Here is a 20,246-nt window from a genome sequence, read left to right as displayed (position 1 = left end):
TATGGCAAAATTATGGGGCGGACGTTTCGATGGGAAAAATGAAGCATGGATCGATGCTTTTGGGGCTTCCATCACGTTTGATCAAAAGTTAGCAAAGCAAGACATTCTTGGCAGTTTGGCCCATGTCAAAATGCTGGTCCATACGGGCATCATCAGTCAAACCGATGGCGAAGCGATCATTGGCGGCTTGACCACGATTCAACAGCAATTAGCCGCTGGCGAATTGACCTTCACGATTGAAAATGAAGACATCCATTTAAACATCGAGACATTCTTGCATGAATTGATTGGACCAGTGGCAGGCAAATTGCATACTGCCCGTAGTCGTAATGACCAAGTGGCGACCGATATGCATTTGTATTTGAAAGAAGTCGTGCAAGAGGTGATCACTTTGATCGCTGAGTTGCGAGAAGCGCTGGTTTTACAAGCCGAAGCCAACATCTACACCATCATGCCCGGTTATACCCATCTGCAGCATGCACAGCCGATTTCTTTTGCCCATCACCTCTTAGCCTATTACAGTATGCTGACGCGTGACCAAGAGCGTTTCAGTGAGAGTTTGAGCCGCATCGATGTGATGCCTTTAGGCAGTGCTGCTTTGGCAGGAACTACCTTCCCTATCGATCGCGCCTTCACTGCTCAAGAGTTAGGGTTCAGCAATATTTACAGCAACAGCCTAGATGCGGTCAGCGATCGTGATTTTATCTTGGAATTTTTAAGCAACGCCTCTTTATTGATGATGCATCTGTCTCGTTTTTGTGAAGAGCTGATTCTTTGGTGCAGCCACGAGTACCAATTCGTGGAACTGACCGATACCTTCTCCACTGGCAGTTCCATCATGCCTCAAAAGAAAAACCCTGACATGGCGGAGCTGATCCGTGGAAAAACAGGACGTGTCTATGGGAACCTCTTTGGTCTTTTGACGGTCATGAAGGGCTTGCCGCTGGCGTACAACAAAGATTTCCAAGAAGACAAAGAAGGTATGTTTGACAGTGCCGAAACCATCACGAAAAGCTTGCAGATCATGACGGGCATGATCGCAACGATGAAGGTCAATCAAGCACGGATGCAAGAATCCACTGAAAAGGATTTTTCCAACGCAACAGAATTAGCGGATTACTTAGCTGGCAAAGGCGTGCCTTTCAGACAAGCACATGAGATTGTCGGCAAACTCGTCAGCGAGTGCTTGACCAAAGGCATCTATCTGCAAGATGTTTCCTTGGAAGACTACCAAGCGATCCATCCTGCCATCGACAGCGATATTTTTGAAAAACTTGACTCCTACACCGCCGTCAAAAATCGTCATTCCTATGGCGGCACCGGTTTTAATCAAGTGGCACAGCAAATTGAAGCCGCCAAAACGTTATTAACAAGCAAGTAAAAAAACCAGCGAAGAAAATTCTTCGCTGGTTTTTTTGTTGATTAATGACGTACGCGAGATTTCGCTGGATCGATCAATGGCGCTTCGCCTAAGTGCGCTTGGATCATCCAAATACGTTTTTCGATGGCTGTTTTGAAGCCGATGAAGATATCTTGGGTTGGATCGTCGCCTTCTTCACCAGATACTTCGATCCCTTTTTGGTATAAGTCCGCTAAGTAACGGTAGCCTTCCACCAATGTAGCTAAGCGTTCTGGAATCGTGCGGTCCCAGTTGCCGACTTCATCAGGGATTTGAGTGTGTTCTGCCATTTCACGCAAAGTTGAATATGGTGAACCGTCTAATGTAATCAAGCGTTCAGAAACTTCATCCAATTGCTCATTTAGATCATCCATGAATTCGTCCATCATTGGATGCAATGTCAAAAAGCCAGGTCCACGCATGTACCAGTGTGTTTGGTGAACGACCATAGCCATTTGGCTTAAATCAGCAACAAGTTGGTTTAATACTTCTTTTGTTTGTTCAAATTTCATAACGATTCCTCCTCTAAATTATCTATTTTAAGGATAATACGAAACAAATAAAAAGTACAACAAAATCATCTATTTGAGAAAATTTCTCACTCTCTTACGTATTTCTTTATGAGGGGGTACGAAAAATGACGATTTTCGTGTTTTTTTTAGGCGCTTTACTCGGCTTCTTTTGGCTTTTGCTCTTACAAACCCTGTTTTGGAATCTACCAAAAAGTGATTCTCGTTCTCACTACCAGAAAGTGAACAAAGTTTCGGATAACCATTGGTTTCTTCTCCTTCCTACAAGATGGCTTTCATCCCCGCTTTATTGGGTCTTCGCTTGCATATGCTATGGCGGACTTTGCGGGGTTGCCTTTCATGCTTCAGAAAGCTTCCTGGCTTTTGTCTGGCTGACCAGTGCCTTTTTACTCAGCTTGACCGACTTGATAGACTATAGCGTCTACCCGCAACTGCTGTACCCCGCCCACCTACTGCTAGCGCTGGCACAGCTTAGAAGCGGCGCTTCTTTTCAATGGCTGTCTTTAGGCTTGCTGGTTCCACTGGTCTTTTTTGTCTGGCAGGAAAAAATGGGCGGCGGCGATCTCTTAGTGCTGGCAGGCTGGGGCACTTGGCTAGCGCCAAAGACACTTTTGGCCCTCTTACTAGTAGCCAGCAGTCTCGGTCTCCTCGCTTTTTTTAGCTATCAAGGCATCTGGAAGAAACGATTGGCGCAGTTGCCCTTCGTCCCCTTCTTGAGTCTGGGTTTGCTGACTGTTCGCTTCCTAGCGTTTCATACTTTTGACGGTTTTTTTCTTTGAAGTGAAGAAAAACGGGACAGGAAAAAGCGGGACAAGTTGGCCTCATCCCGCTTTCTCTTTCTGCTCTGTTGCTTCCCCTGCCTATGATAACGGCGTCCGTTTTTTGCGATCAAGGTAGATGCCTACTGCGATTACTACTAATAACAGTCCCAAGACGACCCAACCAGCGGTCGTGGTGTCATTGGTTTTCGGTAAGTTGTCAGTTCCCGGCTTCGGTGTTTTGCCTTCTTTGACACGATTGTTGAATACCATCTCTGCCGTTTGCTCCGCTTCAGCCACCAATTTTCCTGCTTGATCTTTGACGGTGACCGTTACTTGATAGGTGGTTTCATCATAGATGATCGTGGCGTCGTTGCCAGCTTTTTCACGAATCGTGTAACGATGTTCCCCAGCATCGTCATACGTCAATGCATCAAAGGTAATCGTTCCATTTGCGTCATTGTGTTTGGTTTGCAGAACCTTTCCAGCTTCATCCACTAATTCAAATGCGAATTCGTTGGCTTGCAAGTCTCTACCCGTCAAGACTTTCTTCGCACTTAGTACGACACTGCCTGCTTGTGGTTGGTAGCTGTTTTCGAAGACTTGATCGCCTTCGTATTCGGCAACTGCCGTGAGCTGTCCAGCTTCATCCGTCACGGTCACAACTACCGCCAGCTCTTTTGTATCGTAGGTGATGGTGCCATCGCTGTCTATTTTCTCACGGATGGTGTAGTGGTATTCGCCTGCTTCATCATATGCGAGAGCATCGAAGTAGATCTTGCCGGTTGCGTCATTGGCTTTTGTTTGAAGTACGTTGCCTTCTTCATTGACTAGTTCAAAGGCGAATTCATTTGCTTGTAGTGTACGACCAGTTAAGACTTTCTCGGCACTTAGTACGACACTGCCAGCTTGTGGTTGATAGCTGTTTTCAAAGACTTGATTGCCTTCGTATTCCGCAACTGCCGTGAGCTGTCCGTCTTCATCCGTTACAGTGACAACTACCGCCAGTTCTTTCCTATCGTACGTAATCGTGCCATCGATTCCTGCTTTCTCACGGATGGTATAGTGGTACTCACCTGTTTCCTCGTAAGGGAGCGCGTCAAAGTAGATCTTGCCCGTGGCATCGTTGGCTTTTGTTTGAAGAACAGTTCCGTCTTCATCCACCAGTTCAAAATCGAATTCATTTGCTTGCAAGGTACGGCCCATCAATACTTTCTCAGCACTTAGTACGACGCTGCCTGCTTGTGGTTGATAGCTGTTTTCAAAGACTTGGTTGCCTTCGTATTCGGCAACTGCCGTGAGCTGTCCATCTTCATCCGTTACGGTCACAACTACCGCAAGTTCTTTTGCATCATACGTGATCGTACTATTGTTGCCAGCTTGTTCACGGATAGTATAGCGGTATTCGCCCGCTTCGACATATGCAAGAGCATCGAAGTAGATCTTGCCAGTGGCGTCGTTGGCTTTTGTTTGAAGAACGTTCCCTTCTTCATCCACTAGTTCAAATGCGAACTCATCTGCTTGTAAGGTACGACCTATCAAGACTTTCTCGGCACTTAGTACGACACTGCCTGCTTGTGGCGTATAGTCGTTTCAAAGACTTGATTGCCCTCATACGTTGCTGTTGCCACCAGTTGCCCGTCTTCATCGGTGACTCTCACAACAACACCAATTTCTTTCGTATCATAGGTAACGGTACTATCTGCACCAGCTTTTTCCCGAATCGTATAGCGGTATTCGCCGATTTCGTCATATGTCAATTCATCGAAATAGATTTGACCAATTGCGTCACTGCTTTTCGTCTGTACTACATCACCTGCTTCATCGACTAGTTCAAAGGCAAACTCGTTGGCTTCTAACGCGCGTCCCGTCAACACTTTCTCTACATTCAAGACCACACCGCCAGCTTTTGGCGTATAGTCATTTTCAAAGACTTGATTGCCTTCGTATTCGGTAACTGCCGTGAGCTGTCCGTCTTCATCAGTGACGGTCACAAATACCGCAAGTTCTTTTGCATCGTAAGTGATGGTGCCGTCAGTTCCTGCTTTCTCACGAATGGTGTAGTGATACTCACCTGTTTCCTCGTAAGGGAGCGCGTCAAAGTAGATCTTGCCAGTGGCATCATTGGCTTTTGTCTGAAGTACGTTGCCTGCTTCATCGACTAGTTCAAAATCGAATTCATTTGCTTGTAAGGTACGACCAGTTAAGACTTTCTCGGCACTTAGTACGACACTACCAGCTTTTGGTTGATAGCTGTTTTCGAAGACTTGATTGCCTTCATATTCCGCTACTGCAGTCAACTGCCCGTCTTCATCCGTGACGGTCACAACTACCGCAAGTTCTTTTGCATCGTAGGTGATGGTGTCGTCAGTTCCGGCTTTCTCACGGATGGTGTAGCGGTATTCACCTGCTTTATCGTAAGGAATAGCGTCAAAGTAGATCTTGCCCATGGCATCATTGGCTTTTGTCTGAAGCACAGTTCCTGCTTCATCAACTAGTTCAAAGTCAAATTCTTCTGCCTGCAAGCTTCGACCCGTCAAAATTTTCTCAGCATTCAAAACGACACTGCCAGCTTTTGGTGTATAGTCATTTTCAAAGACTTGATTGCCTTCATAGACTGCTGTCGCAATCAACTGACTGTCTTCTTCTGTCACCGTCACAGTTACCTTTAGTTCTTTGTCAGTATAGGTGATGGTTGGATCATCGCCGGCTTTTTCCCGAATCGTGTAATGGTAATCGCCAGGCTCGTTGTAAGTGATGTCGTCAAAAGTGACTTGACCGTTACCGTCATTGGTTTGGGTTAGAATCACAGAGCCAGTTTCATCCACCAGGTAGAAAGTAAATTCGCCGTCTTTCAGCTCGCGTCCATGAAGCAGCTTCTGGACATTCAAAGCATGGGTCGTTTCTTTGATTTCTCGCTTGTTGGCTAGCTCAAAGACATAATTGACTTCTTTATCAGAGATAGTGAAGGTGTACTGAGTCGCATCTCGTTCGTATCCTTCTGGTGCGGTGATTTCTTGGATCATATAATCACCGTAACGCAGATTGTCGATCCGATCAATGGCGTTGCCGTTTTCCATGATCTGATTGTTTTTGACCACCAGATTCGACAAGATGACTTCATAGGTATTTTGCGCATTTTTGCGGCTTAATTGGAAAACTGCTTCTTCATCGATCCCTCGTTCTTTGGTGCCATCTGCATCGTATTTCACGATCGTCAAGGAGCCGTTCGTACCAGAAGAGGTTCCGCTGCCGTCTGTCGATTTGATGGTGATTTCTTTGGTCACTGTGTGAATCTCGATCTCACTACCCGTTAAATTGACACTATTGGCCACCCGTTCATTGTTCAAAATCCCAGGATCAAGCTGTGTTTGATAAACGATAAAGTACGGTTTATCAATCATTTCTTCAAAAGCGATCACTAACGATTGCGTCCCTGCTACCACATCCGAGGTGATTTTCGGATTGTCCTCGTTGGTGAAGGTGACTTTTTCTCCTTTTTCCCAAGTGCCATTGTTTAAGACCGCTTCATACACCTCTACGATCACGGCATCGTTGGCATCGCGTAAAAAGGTGTGCTGATTGTAGTTGATGGTATCGGTGACTACCGCATTGTGGATTTTGCGACTGTCAGCGTTGATCATGATTTCCCAATCAATCAATCGATTGTTGTCGGCATTCTGGCTGCCGTTTTTCATCAACCAGTCCGTTTTTGCGGACTTGTCGACTTGGCCATCGGCAGTCAAGGTTGTGTCATTGTCCGTCAATGTGATGGTATTTTTGTAGGTAAATACCTCTTCAGCTGCTTCGGTTGCCAAGAAGACCGCCAGTGTTTCAGACGTTTCTTTCAGCAAGGTGATCGTAACTTTCTTCGTATCAGGATCATAGGTGTAGATGTAATCCTCGTTCTCCACCAATTGTTCTTTCAGCGCTCTGACTTGCGTCGTATACCCAGTTACTGTGACCGTGTAAAGCGCCAAGTCTTTCAAGGTTTGGCCTTCTTGCAGCTGGTCAGTGATGACTGCATCTTTGTTGATTTTTTCTTTGTACGTATTGAATAGCCCCATCCAATAGACTTGATCGCTCGAAGCGGTCTGCTCATCAAAAATAGTTCCTAGATTCCGACCTAATACGGCGGTAATCGCTTTAGCGACATCTTCCCCTTCACCAATAAATAGGCCGTATTTCAAGGCATTTTTTAACCAACTGGTGTCCATCCATGTATTGGTTTCAGAAGCTTCCGTGAACGTATTGCCAGCTTCGTCTTTATAATGGACAAACGCTGCATTACTAAACCGGCTGCTAGAACTTCCTAATGCGATCTGCTGTGAAACATCGAAGCTGGTTTTAAAATTAACAGTGATCGTTGCCGAGGTCGTTTGGTACACCCCTTGCAACTTGATGCGAAAACCCGTCTCAAGTTCCTTCGTTGTGCCGTCCGTCAGTGTTTTCGTTTCTTTGATCAGCTCCAGCGTATAGTCGGTATCAAGAACCAAAGGCTCGGTCACGCCGCTCGCCGTCACTACCAGCGTATCCGCCAACAAGGCCAGTGCGCTGCTGTTTGCGCCAGAAATCAATTGATAGCGGTCTTCGATGATCAGGTCGCTAACTGTTTGCTGATTCGTATTGGCATCAATCTTCCATACGACAGTCTTTGTCTCATAATCTTTGGTGCCAGCTGTTTTCACGACACCGATCGTTTTGGTTGGCGTCACGATCCCACTGCCCGTCAACGAGGTATTTTGATTGTCGCGGACCGAAGCGTAGTTGTAAATACGGGTATCGGCTAAAACCGATTCATACAGCTGGGTATCGTATTGAATCTTGTAGTAACCAGCTTTGGCAAACGTAATACCAAAGCGTACGATTTCCCCCTCTTTGTCCAGCTGGTACGTCCCATCAAAGGACCAATCTTCTGCTGGAATCGAGTTGCCATCTTTGTCTGTGATCACCAAAGTTTCTGGCACAAAAAAGTGCAGGGCTTTTTCAGGATCCGTTCCTGAATAGGTCTGATCCAAAACTTTGGCTTGGTCTTTGTCCAATGTGACGGAAATTTCCCATGACGCACGTTTCGTTTCTTGATCATACCCTTTAAACCGTTTGTATTCTGATTGTTCATCATAGGTCACCGTTGCTTCTGCGGTTTTTTCTGTAAAATCGCTACCGTTGATTGTTGCCGTGTTTTTGAAAGAAGAAGCCGTTGGATCGGTGACTGCACTATTGATGACGATGCGGACCGGTTGATTGACGGTTTGATTGAAGGTAAACGTGTTGTTGACGCTGTTAAAGGTATATAAGCCATCGGTACGAACCCACTCCTTGGTAGCTTCATCGTACAAGTAGCCCGTCGAGGTACTATAAGATAAGCCTTGGGGCATCTTATCGGTGATCACCACATCGTGCAATTCACGACTGGTTTGGTTAAAAATAATTTCCCAGACCACTGAACCGCTGGAAGTCACATTACCAGTCTTAATGATATCGACTTCATAAATCGGCAATGTAATGATGATCTCATGACCATCTTCATCGTAGATCCCAGTATGAATCGTCACTTCTTCAGTAACAGTACTCACACTTAATTCCGTGATCAGATCAATGGTTCCCGAACGATTGGATAATGTCTGTGCGGCCTCATTAAACGTGACAGTCAATGTACCATCATGATCCAAGGTAAAGGTTCCGATCGATTGTCCGCCAGAACGAGTCAATTCGCCGCTAACGGTATTATGAATGGCAAAATAGTCTGGCAATTGATACGTATAATAATCGCCTGCGCGAATTTCTTCCGTGTCTGCTAACGACCAGTCAAAATGGATTTTGATGTTGCCGTTATACATCGGTGGATTTTCGGCAGTGAAGGGTTGATCGTTTAAGTCAGTGATCCGAACATTATCAAATAGCTGCACGCCCCGTTCATTTAGGTTGGCACTAAGATTCTCCGCGGTAGCCGAAGCTTCCGTTTCCGCCTCAGCATCTGGTGCTCGCGGTTGAATACTGTTTTGATTCAATGTCGAAGATGCTTGGGTTTCTTGACTCTCGCTAGGGACGGTAGTTGGTGCTTCTGTAGATTGAGTAGTCGTAGGTTGTGTTTCCTCTGTCCCAGATGAGTCCGTCGGTGCTTTTTCCGAATCGATCGTTTCGCTCTCTGCTTCGCTACTTGCTAGCGTTTCTGTCGTCCGTTGCGTGCTATCGGTTGCGTTAAGTGCTTCTGCTAATATGATCGTTGGTTCACAAATAATTGAACCAAGCAACACCAGCAAACATATATAGATAGAAAATGGCTTTTTCATGATTATTCATTCCTTTTGTATAAAGTTTTTTTATTCAATTGATTTCGGAAGTGCTCCACGAATAAAATTGTTCAACAGTGAGCAAGATATCCCAACAAACAACTGCTTTTTTCCCCCTCCCCATGATTCTACGATTTAGGTCTTTGCTACTTGCATCAAACGTGTTACTACTATCCCACACTTCTATTTTCCCAAATTATCACGTGGTGATGTATTCAAAAAAAATTCAACAGGTAATTTTTTTGAATACATGTAAAAACGTGATACTATTTAGTCAAAAGGAGGCTTGGAGGAAAATATGTTACGGAAATTGTTATCATCCACTTCACAAAAGAAACTACAGCTGATTGAGTATTTATTGGACGATCAAGGGACCAGTCTTCACGATTTAGCACTGAAATTTTCTATCTCCATGTCCTCAGCAAAAACCTATATCGCAGAAATTGACAATGAATTTTCGTTTCTGGACTTACAATTTGATGATTTTTCAGCGGTTCGCTTGCACTTACATCCCTTTGCTACTCGTTTGGATATTTACAGCCACTTTTTGAACCGTTCTTCTGCGTTTCAATTACTGGAATTATTGTTTTCTTCCAGTTTTACCAGTTATGATATGCTGGCGCTGGAATTAAATTTAAGCAAATCATCGATTATTCGTTTAATTAAGAGGATCAACTTGATCCTAGCTCCTTTTGATTTCTTTATCGCAACCAAACCTATCCAGTTAAAAGGCAATGAAAAGAATATTCGCCAATTTTTTCTGATTTTCTTCTTGGAGAAATACCAATATGAATTTATCGACGCCAACATCAATCAAGAACAGGAATTTTGAAAATCGCCCATATTATGGCAGCAGCGACGCCCTTAAATCTCTATTTTTCCGATATCAAAAAGATCGCTTTTGTCATCTATATCAATACGAAGCGTGACCGTTTTGCTGCCTCTGAAACCAATGCGAATCATATCGAGTATTTTTTAGAAAAAATCGACTTGAGTGAATTTACTGGCTATACCCGTGCCTATGTAGAAAAAATGGTTGGCTATGTCACGACGCACATTGGGCAAGACCCCGCTGTCTTTCGCAAAACCAAACAAGAATTTTATCATTTGACGAAGCAATTGTTTCGAAAATACAACTACCGCGAAAGCAATTTTGAAGAAAAGCTGGATGCCGTCGTCTTTTCCTATTTTCTTGGGATCAATCTGCAGGTTCTTTACTGCATTTTGGATGATCGCTTCGCCCGCTTTGTTGCTAATTGTGATTTTGTTCAGCAAGCAGTCAACCAAGACATCGTTCAGCTTTTGACCCATTCGAGTTTACCGATCATTCGACCAAGTACGATCAATTACCTGATTTATATTTTTCATACTTCTTTTCCCAATTTTGCCAAAGAAATCATCGACGCCAATGCTGGCTTTCGCTTAGCCTTGTTTTATGATACGAATAGTTATCATACGGAATTTATCCAAACAAAGATCCAGCAGTTTATTCCCTATCAGCTAACGATCACGATCTTAAATCCCCTCGATTCGTTTTCTCTGACTATGCTGGATGAGACCTATGATCTGATCATCGGCAATCTGACACCTTCCAGTAGAAAAAATCTGTTTCATTATGCGGATATCAATCTGACTTCAAATGACTTGGCTTTTATTGCGCAGCAGATTCAGGAAAAAGGGATCGCCAATTTACAAAAACGGTAGGAAGACCGATGAAAAACAAAAAAGCCCCTCAAAAGGAGCTATTGAAGTGCTATCCCTTCAGAAGTTAGAGCAACTTCTGAGGATACAAGCTTCGTTTCACTTTTGGCGGGGCTTTTTAGTATGCCAAGAGCGTTCAACATTTGATCCTATATAACTACAAAAAAAGCTTGCCATTCCGAAGAATGACAAGCTTTTCCGTCACACTGAGTCAATCAGGTGCTGGGCATTGATTAGTTTTGGCTGTTCAATGCGTCTTCAGCAGCCATTTGTGCTTCGATGTCTGAGATGCTGTAGACATTTTCGCTGGCAACTGTTACTTCTTTTGGTTCCATTTCACGGTAACGAGGCATACCAGTACCAGCTGGGATGATCTTACCGATGATTACATTTTCTTTCAATCCAAGAAGAGGATCTTTCTTGCCGCGGATCGCTGCATCGGTCAACACACGAGTGGTTTCTTGGAAGGACGCAGCAGACAAGAAGCTGTTGGTTTCCAAGGATGCTTTCGTGATCCCTAATAGGACTGGACGGCTAGTTGCAGGAACGCCGCCGGCTACCAATGTGTCGTAGTTGCGGTCTTTAAAGTCGGCGATATCCAACAATGTTCCTGGCAAGATGCCTGAATCACCTGGATCCATGACGCGGACTTTACGCAGCATTTGACGAACCATTACTTCGATATGTTTGTCGCCGATTTCTACCCCTTGCATCCGGTAAACGCGTTGAACTTCCCGTAATAGGTAGTTTTCAACAGACAAGACATCGCGAACTTGTAACAGTTGTTTTGGATCGATCGATCCTTCCGTCAATGGCGCACCACGATGGATAAAGTCGCCTTCTGCTACTTTCATCCGAGCAGTATAAGGAACGGTATACGTACGCGTATCGGTTTCCCCTTTGATGGTCACTTCTTTGGTCCGAGTTGAAGGGTCTTCTGAGATATCGATGACTTCTCCGGTAACTTCGGTAATGACCGCTTGTCCTTTCGGATTACGGGCTTCAAAGATTTCTTGGACACGAGGGAGACCTTGCGTGATATCGTCTCCGGCAACCCCGCCGGTATGGAAGGTACGCATGGTCAACTGAGTACCAGGTTCACCGATTGATTGGGCAGCGATGGTACCGACTGCTTCCCCAACTTCAACTTCAGAACCAGTGGCTAAGTTGCGGCCATAACAATGTTTACATACACCATGTTTGGTGTTACATGTGAAGACAGAGCGAATGGATACTGTTTCGATGCCAGCGTCCACGATGGCTTTAGCTAAATCTTCAGTGATCAATTCATTGACCCCTAGAAGGACTTCGCCAGTTTCAGGATGGATCACTGATTTACGTGTGTAACGTCCAATCAAACGTTCTTCTAAGGATTCGATGATTTCGTTTCCTTCGCGAATTGCTTGAATGTCTAAACCACGGTCAGTACCACAATCGTCTTCACGGATGATGACATCTTGGGCAACGTCAACTAAACGACGTGTCAAGTAACCGGAATCGGCTGTTTTCAAGGCGGTATCGGTCATCCCTTTACGGGCACCATGGGTCGAGATAAACATTTCCAAGACAGATAGACCTTCACGGAAGTTTGAGATGATCGGCAATTCCATGATTCGTCCGTTAGGCGCGGCCATCAATCCACGCATCCCAGCAAGCTGAGTAAAGTTGGAGATGTTACCACGGGCACCGGAATCAGACATCATGAAGATTGGGTTTTTCGCTTCTAATGATTCCATCAGTTTTAACTGGATTTCATCTTTGGCTGCATTCCAAACACCAATAACTCGTTCATAACGCTCGTCATCGGTAATCAACCCACGACGGAATTGTTTCGTGATCGTTTCTACTTGTTTGTGGGCATTGTCGATGATGTCATGTTTTTCGTGCAAGTTCATGATATCAGCGATACCAACGGTGATACCTGCCATTGTTGAATGGCTGTATCCTAAGTCTTTCATGCGGTCAAGCATGCGTGACGTTTCAGTGATGCGGAAACGTTTGAAGACTTCTGAAATGATGTTTCCTAAGTTTTTCTTCTTGAATGGGCCAACAAGCTCTTGTTCTTTGATGAAGGCAGGCACATCTGTACCAGCTTCAATAAAGTACTTGTCTGGTGTTTGAACCGTCAAGTTGTAGTCAGTCGGTTCGTTCAAGAATGGGAATTCTGGCGGCATGATCGAGTTGAAGATCACTTTACCTACCGTTGTTACCATCAAGCGTTGTTTTTGTTCAGACGTGAATGGTTTGTCCCCTAAAGTGTTTGGATTGATGGCGATCCGTGTGTGTAAATGCACGTAGCCATTGCGCCATGCCGTAACTGCTTCGTCCATGTCACGGAAGATCATGCCTTCCCCTTCACGGCCTTCTTCTTCCATCGTCAAGTAGTAGTTCCCTAGGACCATATCCTGAGATGGTGTTACAACTGGTTTTCCGTCTTTTGGATTCAAAATGTTTTGGGCTGCTAACATCAGCATACGTGCTTCTGCTTGCGCTTCTTCGTTCAATGGTACGTGAACGGCCATTTGGTCTCCATCGAAATCGGCATTGTAGGCTTCACAAACAAGTGGGTGCAAACGAATGGCACGACCTTCAACTAAGACTGGTTCAAATGCTTGGATACCTAATCTGTGAAGCGTAGGTGCCCGGTTCAATAGCACTGGATGTTCTTTGATGACATCTTCTAAGACATCCCAAACTTCGTCTTCTTGACGTTCGATTTTGCGTTTGGCATTTTTGATGTTTGACGCGATTTCACGAGAAACAAGCTCCCGCATCACGAATGGTTTGAACAATTCGATCGCCATTTCTTTTGGCAGACCACATTGGTACATTTTAAGGAATGGACCAACGACGATAACTGAACGACCTGAGTAGTCGACCCGTTTTCCTAGCAAGTTTTGACGGAAACGACCTTGTTTCCCTTTCAACATGTGAGAAAGAGATTTCAATGGGCGGTTCCCTGGTCCTGCAACTGGACGGCCGCGACGACCGTTATCGATCAAGGCATCGACTGCTTCTTGCAACATCCGTTTTTCATTTTGAACGATGATGTTTGGTGCATTCAAGTCTAACAAGCGTTTCAAACGGTTGTTACGGTTGATTACACGACGATACAAGTCGTTCAAGTCACTTGTGGCAAAACGTCCACCTTCTAATTGCACCATTGGGCGCAAATCAGGCGGGATAACTGGGATAACGTCCATGACCATCCAGCTTGGTTTGTTTCCTGAAGCACGGAATGCTTCTAAGATATCCAAACGGCGGATCGCACGGGTCCGTTTTTGACCAGTTGCGTTTTTCAATTCTTCTTTCAATTCAGCAACTTCGCCTTCAAGATCAACGCCATCTAATAATTGTTTGATGGCTTCGGCACCCATCGCTGCTGAAAATTCTTGACCGTATTGGTCACGTTTTTCACGGTATTCCCGTTCAGTCAATAGTTGTTTTTTCTCAAGGCTGGTGTTTCCTGGTTCAATCACTACGTAAGAAGCAAAGTAGATGATTTCTTCCAATGCACGTGGGCTCATGTCTAAAACAAGACCCATCCGTGAAGGAATGCCTTTGAAGTACCAAATGTGTGATACTGGTGCTGCTAATTCAATGTGTCCCATGCGTTCACGACGCACTTTTGAACGTGTTACTTCCACGCCGCAACGGTCACAAACGATGCCTTTATAGCGGATCCGTTTGTATTTGCCGCAAGCACATTCCCAGTCTTTGGTTGGACCGAAAATACGCTCGTCAAACAACCCTTCGCGTTCAGGTTTTAACGTACGGTAGTTAATGGTTTCTGGTTTTTTTACTTCACCATAAGACCAGCTTCTGATTTTTTCAGGAGAAGCCAAACCGATTTGCATACTTTCGAATTTATTTACATCGATCAAAAAAGGTTCCCTCCATTTCATTTCATGGACATATCCGATAGAACGGGGGCTATTTCCGCTGGTGGCGGAAATAGCGAGGGCCGTCTATTATTGCAAGCGATCTTCTGCTGTCTCGATTTGTTGGTTCAACGCGTCGGCGGCATTTTTAGCTTCTGTTTGTGCTTTTTGTTCTAATTCGCGGGCTGTTTGTTGCTCCGCAAATTTTGTTAAGGCATCAACGGTGATCAAATCATCATCGTCATCATCCATATCACGTAGTTCGATCTCTGCATCATCGATATCTAGTACACGCATGTCTAGACCCAGTGATTGCAATTCTTTTACTAATACGCGGAATGATTCTGGTACACCTGGTTTTGGAATTGGTTCCCCTTTGACGATTGCTTCGTATGTTTTCACACGACCAACCACGTCATCTGATTTGTAGGTCAAGATTTCTTGCAAGGTGTAAGCAGCACCGTATGCTTCCAGTGCCCAAACTTCCATCTCTCCGAAACGTTGTCCACCAAATTGGGCTTTTCCTCCCAATGGTTGTTGAGTAACCAATGAGTAAGGTCCAATGGAACGGGCATGCAATTTATCATCGACCATGTGGGCCAATTTGATCATGTACATGACACCAACGGAGATGCGGCCATCAAATGGTTCGCCGGTACGTCCATCGTAAAGCACTGTTTTGGCATCGCTGGCCATTCCTGCTTCAGCAACGGTTGCCCAAACATCTTCATCGCTGGCTCCATCAAAGACTGGTGTTGCCACGTGAATGCCTAATTGACGCGCAGCCATTCCTAAGTGTAACTCTAATACTTGTCCAATGTTCATCCGAGAAGGTACCCCTAATGGGTTCAGCATGATATCGACTGGTGTGCCATCTGGTAAGAAAGGCATGTCTTCTTCTGGCATAATGCGAGAAACGACCCCTTTGTTTCCGTGACGTCCGGCCATTTTATCCCCTTCATGGATTTTCCGTTTTTGAACGATATAAACGCGAACCAGCATGTTCACACCTGGTGACAATTCATCGCCAGCTTCGCGGGTAAAGATTTTGACATCGTGGACGATTCCGCCGCCGCCGTGAGGCACACGTAGAGAAGTGTCACGCACTTCGCGGGCTTTTTCACCAAAGATTGCGTGCAATAAACGCTCTTCTGCTGAAAGTTCCGTTACCCCTTTTGGCGTAACTTTCCCAACAAGCAGATCGCCATCTTTGACTTCCGCACCAATGCGGATAATCCCCATTTCGTCTAGGTCTTTCAATGCGTCTTCCCCAACGTTCGGGATTTCGCGAGTGATTTCTTCAGGTCCTAATTTTGTGTCGCGGGCTTCTGATTCATATTCTTCAATATGGACAGAAGTGTAAACATCATCTTTCACCAAACGACGGCTCATGATGATGGCATCTTCATAGTTGTACCCTTCCCAAGTCATGAATGCGACTAAGACGTTTTGTCCTAGTGCCATTTCGCCTTGTTCCATAGATGGGCCATCTGCTAAGATGTCGCCTTTTTCCACTTTTTCACCAAGTGCTACTAATGGACGTTGGTTGTAGCTGGTTCCTGAGTTTGAACGACGGAATTTGGTAACAGAATAAACGTCCAATGCGCCATTGTCACGACGAACGCGCACTTCGGCTGCATCCACGTATTCTACGATCCCATCATGTTTACATAACAAAGCAGCTCCTGAGTCATGTGCTGATTTGTATTCCATACCAGTACCAACCCAAGGTGCTTTCGGATTGATCAATGGTACAGCTTGCCGCTGCATGTTGGCACCCATCAAGGCACGGTTGGAGTCATCGTTTTCCAAGAAAGGAATACATGCGGTTGCGACTGCGACTACTTGTTTTGGTGATACGTCCATGTAGTCGACTTTATCGATCGAAACTTCCAAGTTTTCAGAAGTAGCACGCGCCATAACAACGTCGTTTACGAAAGAGCCGTCTTCATTTAACAAGCTGTTTGCTTGGGCCACAACGTAGTGGTCTTCGGTATCGGCAGTCAAGTAATCGATCTTGTCAGTAACACGGCCTGTTTCGCGGTCAACTCGACGGTATGGTGTTTCAATGAAGCCATACTTGTTGACTTTGGCATAAGAGGCCAAGCTGTTGATCAACCCGATGTTTGGTCCCTCAGGCGTTTCGATCGGACACATACGGCCATAGTGGGAATAGTGAACGTCTCGGACTTCATAGCCGGCACGGTCACGGGTCAAACCACCAGGTCCTAAGGCAGATAGACGACGTTTATGGGTCAACTCACCCAGTGGGTTTGTTTGGTCCATGAACTGTGACAACTGAGAAGAACCAAAGAATTCTTTGATACTTGCGACAACCGGACGAATGTTGATCAATTGTTGCGGTGTCAAGGTTTCGGTGTCTTGGATCGACATCCGTTCACGCACGACACGCTCCATCCGAGCAAGCCCGATCCGGAATTGGTTTTGCAATAATTCACCAACAGAACGAATCCGACGGTTTCCTAAGTGGTCGATGTCATCGACATTGCCAATGCCTTCCATCAAGTTGAAGAAGTAGCTCATTGAAGCAATGATATCCGCTGGACGAACCGTACGTGTAGCAGTATCTGGATAGCCATTACCGATCACGTTGACTTCTTGTTCTGGATCTTTTGGTGAAAAGACTTTGATGACTTGGACGGTCATTGGTTCGGTAACGACCCCATCTTCTGATGGGTAGTACGTTACACTGTTTAGGCCATTATCGATAAATGCGCCTAGTGTTTCCATGACTTGGTGAGTCAAAACAGTGCCTTTTTCAACAATGATTTCGCCTGTTTCAGGGTCAACCAAGGTTTCTGCTAAGGTCAAGTTCAATAGACGTGTTTTCAAGTCTAATTTTTTGTTTACTTTGTAACGACCAACATTTGCTAAGTCGTAACGTTTTGGATCGAAGAAACGTGCGTTCAGCAAGCTGCGTGAGCTGTCTGCTGTTTTTGGCTCGCCTGGACGAAGACGTTCGTAAACATCTTTCAATCCTTCTTCGGTACGAGAATCGCTTGCGTTTTTATGCAAGTCTTTTTCGATCGTGTTGCGCAATGATTCACTGTCGCCGAAAATTTCAAAGATCGTGTCATCAGAACCAAACCCTAGGGCACGGACTAAGACCGTCAAAGGAATTTTACGGGTACGGTCAATCCGTACGTAAGAGATATCTTTGGCATCAGTTTCCATTTCTAACCACGCACCGCGGTTAGGGATAACAGTTGAACCAAAGCCTTCTTTGCCGTTTTTATCGACTTTGCCATGGAAATATACACCTGGAGAGCGGACCAACTGAGAAACGATAACCCGTTCTGCCCCGTTGATGATAAAGGTTCCTTGTTCAGTCATTAATGGGAAATCACCAAAGAATACTTCTTGGGATTTGATTTCCCCAGTTTCACGGTTCGTCAAACGCAAAGTAACATGTAATGGTGCCGAATAGTTTGCATCATGGGCACGGGCTTCTTCTACTGTATACTTTGGTTCTTTCAATTCATAATCCACAAATTCTAGGGACAAGTTACCGTTGAATCCTTCGATTGGCAAAATATCTTCAAACATTTCTCTTAGGCCCTCATCTAGGAACCATTGGTAAGAGTCGGTTTGAATTTCAATCAAATTCGGTAATTCTAATACTTCACTGATCCGTGCGAAACTTCTACGTTCGCGATGCTTTCCGTATTTTACTACGTGTCCAGCCAAGCTCTTCACCTCTTCATAAAGTCTTTCAAAAAGGCTATCCGATTATTTACAAAACTGTAACAAATATTAAATATAGGTTACAGAAAGCATTTTTTGCGGCTTTTAGGCAAAAAAAAACCAAAAATAGAACGGATGCATTGGGCATTTTCTACTTTTGTTTCCTTATTCCTAAGCCGAAACGGACAATATTTCGTTTCTGCTTTTTTCGTTCAGATAGTTTTTGCAACTCCTTATTATACAGACGAAGCACTTTTCTGTCAAGCTTTCATTGGAAGTTACAATGCTTTTCTGACGCACCCATTTCCTAAGATTTTCTAAAGAAAAAAACGAACCGAGTGCGGACTGTTTTTCGTAAGAAACTACTTTGCTTTTTGCCGATTTCTTGCTATGCTAACGAAAACGTTACACGTGAAACATTAGGAAGGATATCCTTATGACGACAAAAGAAAAAATACTGACCTTATTACAAAAAGAAGATACTGTACTGTCCGGAGAAAAACTAGCCCAAGCCTTGTCGATCTCTCGTACAGCAGTCTGGAAAGCCATTAAAGAACTTGAGAAAGAAGGCTATCATTTCGAACACTTGGCCAACGGCTATCGCTTTGTCTCCGCTGACCGCTACGATCAAGCAGCACTTGCAGCCGCCTTGCCGATGATCCCCACGATTCAAATCAAGGATGCTGTTGAGTCCACCATGAAAGAAGCCAAGATCGCCGCTTTGGACAGTGGACTGGCAACCCCCGCCCTTTTTTTGACCGAAACACAAACAGGCGGCCATGGCCGCTTCGAACGACCGTTTTTCTCACCGAAAAAACAAGGAATCTACATGAGCTTGCTCTTAAAACCAAACCAAGCGTTTCAAGAATTGCCGCAATATACCGTTTTGGCTGCGGTGGCAGTCGCAGAAGCCATCGATGCCCTTCTAATGAAGGAAACGGCCCTTAAGTGGGTCAACGATCTGTACTTAGATGGAAAAAAAATCTGCGGTATTTTGTCTGAAGCAACCAGTGACTTTGAAACAGGCCGCATTACCTCGGTTGTTATCGGTATCGGCATCAGTTTTTCGATTCCGCAACAGCAGTTTCCAGCAGAGATTCGGGAAAAAGCGACCTCACTCTTTCCTGGTGAAGAGTATCCAACCTTTTCTCGAGCCGCGTTGATTCAAGAAATTTGGCGTCGGTTCTTCCAATTATTGGCGCAGCTGCCTGACATGGATTATATGGCCCGCTATCGGCAGAAATCCTTCGTTTTGGGCCGCACCGTTCAGTTTACACAACAAGGTGTGACCTATGAAGGAATCGCCAAAGACATTACTAACACCGGTGAATTAGTGGTGGAAACAGCAACGGAGCGCAAGGTGCTTTCTTCTGGAGAAATCAGTTTGGAACGGTATTGATGCTGCAAAAAGTCGCAAATCCGCTTGCTGATTCGCTGCTTTCGTAAGGAATCAGTCAAGCATAAATGCTCCATAAACAGACCTGCTTATTCCGAGGGGTCATACAAAAGAACAACCTAGGCAGCTCCCCTTTCTATCGGGTTTAGCCACTGTCACCAAAACTTTACTGTTGCAATCAGGATCGCTGAGAAAGCGAGCCTCATCTTTTCATACTAAGTAGGATGCTTGTTCTTTTATCATGTCTTTTCTACAGTTTTTATGCGCTCTTTCATTCCCTACATAAAAAAGGGGGCGTGACATAAGTTAACTAGTTACGCTCTCCAAAATATAAGGAGCACTCGAAAATCATGTGATTTTTCGAATGCTCCTTGTTTTTTTTATTCATTTTGGGTAGTTCAAGTACCAATTTTTGTCAATTTCATCATATTGATTGCCGTAATGAGTAAACCCGTCTGTTTTCTGACTTTTTCTAAGCCCCGAACCGTGTATCGAGTGAAACCCAAACAAGCCTTCATAAATCCGAAGACTGTTTCCACGTCGATCTTTCTCCGACCATATATTTTTTGAATTTCAGGCGTTA

General features: G+C 44.8%; 9 protein-coding genes and 1 pseudogene. 5 read left to right on the top strand and 5 right to left on the bottom strand.

The annotated features are described in order from the left end of the window. Window position 1 precedes the first annotated feature (1 nt). The gene (gene argH / locus IGJ05_RS15780; RefSeq protein WP_081117231.1) at window positions 2-1,381 is read left to right on the top strand and encodes an argininosuccinate lyase; all 1,380 of its coding nucleotides are present in this window, start codon (window positions 2-4) and stop codon (window positions 1,379-1,381) included. 41 nt (window positions 1,382-1,422) lie between these two features. Here argH and IGJ05_RS15775 read toward each other — a convergent pair whose 3' ends face one another. Then, window positions 1,423-1,911: a Dps family protein gene (locus IGJ05_RS15775; RefSeq protein WP_005230382.1), complete on the bottom strand. Its 489-nt coding sequence runs from the start codon at window positions 1,909-1,911 to the stop codon at window positions 1,423-1,425. A 125-nt stretch (window positions 1,912-2,036) separates the two neighbouring features. Here IGJ05_RS15775 and IGJ05_RS15770 point away from each other — a divergent pair, with 125 nt between their 5' ends. Then, window positions 2,037-2,708: a prepilin peptidase gene (locus IGJ05_RS15770; protein ID WP_081117230.1), complete on the top strand. Its 672-nt coding sequence runs from the start codon at window positions 2,037-2,039 to the stop codon at window positions 2,706-2,708. Window positions 2,709-2,789: 81 nt separating this feature from the next. Here the strand turns inward: IGJ05_RS15770 and IGJ05_RS15765 are convergent. Then, window positions 2,790-8,980: pseudogene (locus tag IGJ05_RS15765) on the bottom strand (Spy0128 family protein). Between the two features lie 298 nt (window positions 8,981-9,278). Here IGJ05_RS15765 and IGJ05_RS15760 point away from each other — a divergent pair. Both IGJ05_RS15760 and IGJ05_RS15755 read left to right on the top strand, forming a co-directional pair. Continuing rightward, window positions 9,279-9,812: a helix-turn-helix domain-containing protein gene (locus IGJ05_RS15760; RefSeq protein ID WP_266166597.1), complete on the top strand. Its 534-nt coding sequence runs from the start codon at window positions 9,279-9,281 to the stop codon at window positions 9,810-9,812. Beyond that, window positions 9,809-10,684, top strand: a complete 876-nt coding sequence (locus tag IGJ05_RS15755) for a hypothetical protein (RefSeq protein ID WP_266166598.1) — start codon at window positions 9,809-9,811, stop codon at window positions 10,682-10,684. Before IGJ05_RS15760 ends, IGJ05_RS15755 begins: the two co-directional genes overlap by 4 nt. Before the next feature lie 230 nt (window positions 10,685-10,914). On the opposite strand, the gene rpoC is transcribed toward IGJ05_RS15755, so the two are convergent. Both rpoC and rpoB read right to left on the bottom strand, forming a co-directional pair. Further along, on the bottom strand, window positions 10,915-14,565 hold the full coding sequence (gene rpoC / locus IGJ05_RS15750; protein WP_015510610.1) for a DNA-directed RNA polymerase subunit beta': 3,651 nt from the start codon (window positions 14,563-14,565) through the stop codon (window positions 10,915-10,917). A gap of 87 nt (window positions 14,566-14,652) precedes the next feature. Then, window positions 14,653-18,270, bottom strand: coding sequence for a DNA-directed RNA polymerase subunit beta (gene rpoB, locus IGJ05_RS15745; RefSeq protein ID WP_008381746.1), 3,618 nt, complete (start codon window positions 18,268-18,270; stop codon window positions 14,653-14,655). A gap of 433 nt (window positions 18,271-18,703) precedes the next feature. Between rpoB and IGJ05_RS15740 the strand changes: the two genes are divergently transcribed. Continuing rightward, complete coding sequence (locus tag IGJ05_RS15740; protein ID WP_081117227.1) at window positions 18,704-19,666, top strand: biotin--[acetyl-CoA-carboxylase] ligase; 963 nt, start codon at window positions 18,704-18,706, stop codon at window positions 19,664-19,666. 395 nt (window positions 19,667-20,061) lie between these two features. Here the strand turns inward: IGJ05_RS15740 and IGJ05_RS15735 are convergent. Continuing rightward, window positions 20,062-20,246: transposase (locus IGJ05_RS15735; RefSeq protein ID WP_438725355.1), on the bottom strand; the 185-nt coding region annotated here is incomplete at its 5' end.

The sequence above is a fragment of the Enterococcus sp. AZ167 genome (assembly GCF_051714025.1).
In the GTDB taxonomy this organism is placed as follows: domain Bacteria; phylum Bacillota; class Bacilli; order Lactobacillales; family Enterococcaceae; genus Enterococcus_D; species Enterococcus_D casseliflavus.
This window is presented reverse-complemented; position numbering and strand designations above follow the sequence as displayed.

Bases quoted from the DNA above. Each gene is read 5' to 3' on its own strand.
- argH (WP_081117231.1), top strand. From the start codon at position 2: ATGGCAAAATTATGGGGCGGACGTTTCGATGGGAAAAATGAAGCATGG.
- IGJ05_RS15775 (WP_005230382.1), bottom strand. From the start codon at position 1,911: ATGAAATTTGAACAAACAAAAGAAGTATTAAACCAACTTGTTGCTGAT.
- IGJ05_RS15770 (WP_081117230.1), top strand. From the start codon at position 2,037: ATGACGATTTTCGTGTTTTTTTTAGGCGCTTTACTCGGCTTCTTTTGG.
- IGJ05_RS15760 (WP_266166597.1), top strand. From the start codon at position 9,279: ATGTTACGGAAATTGTTATCATCCACTTCACAAAAGAAACTACAGCTG.
- IGJ05_RS15740 (WP_081117227.1), top strand. From the start codon at position 18,704: ATGACGACAAAAGAAAAAATACTGACCTTATTACAAAAAGAAGATACT.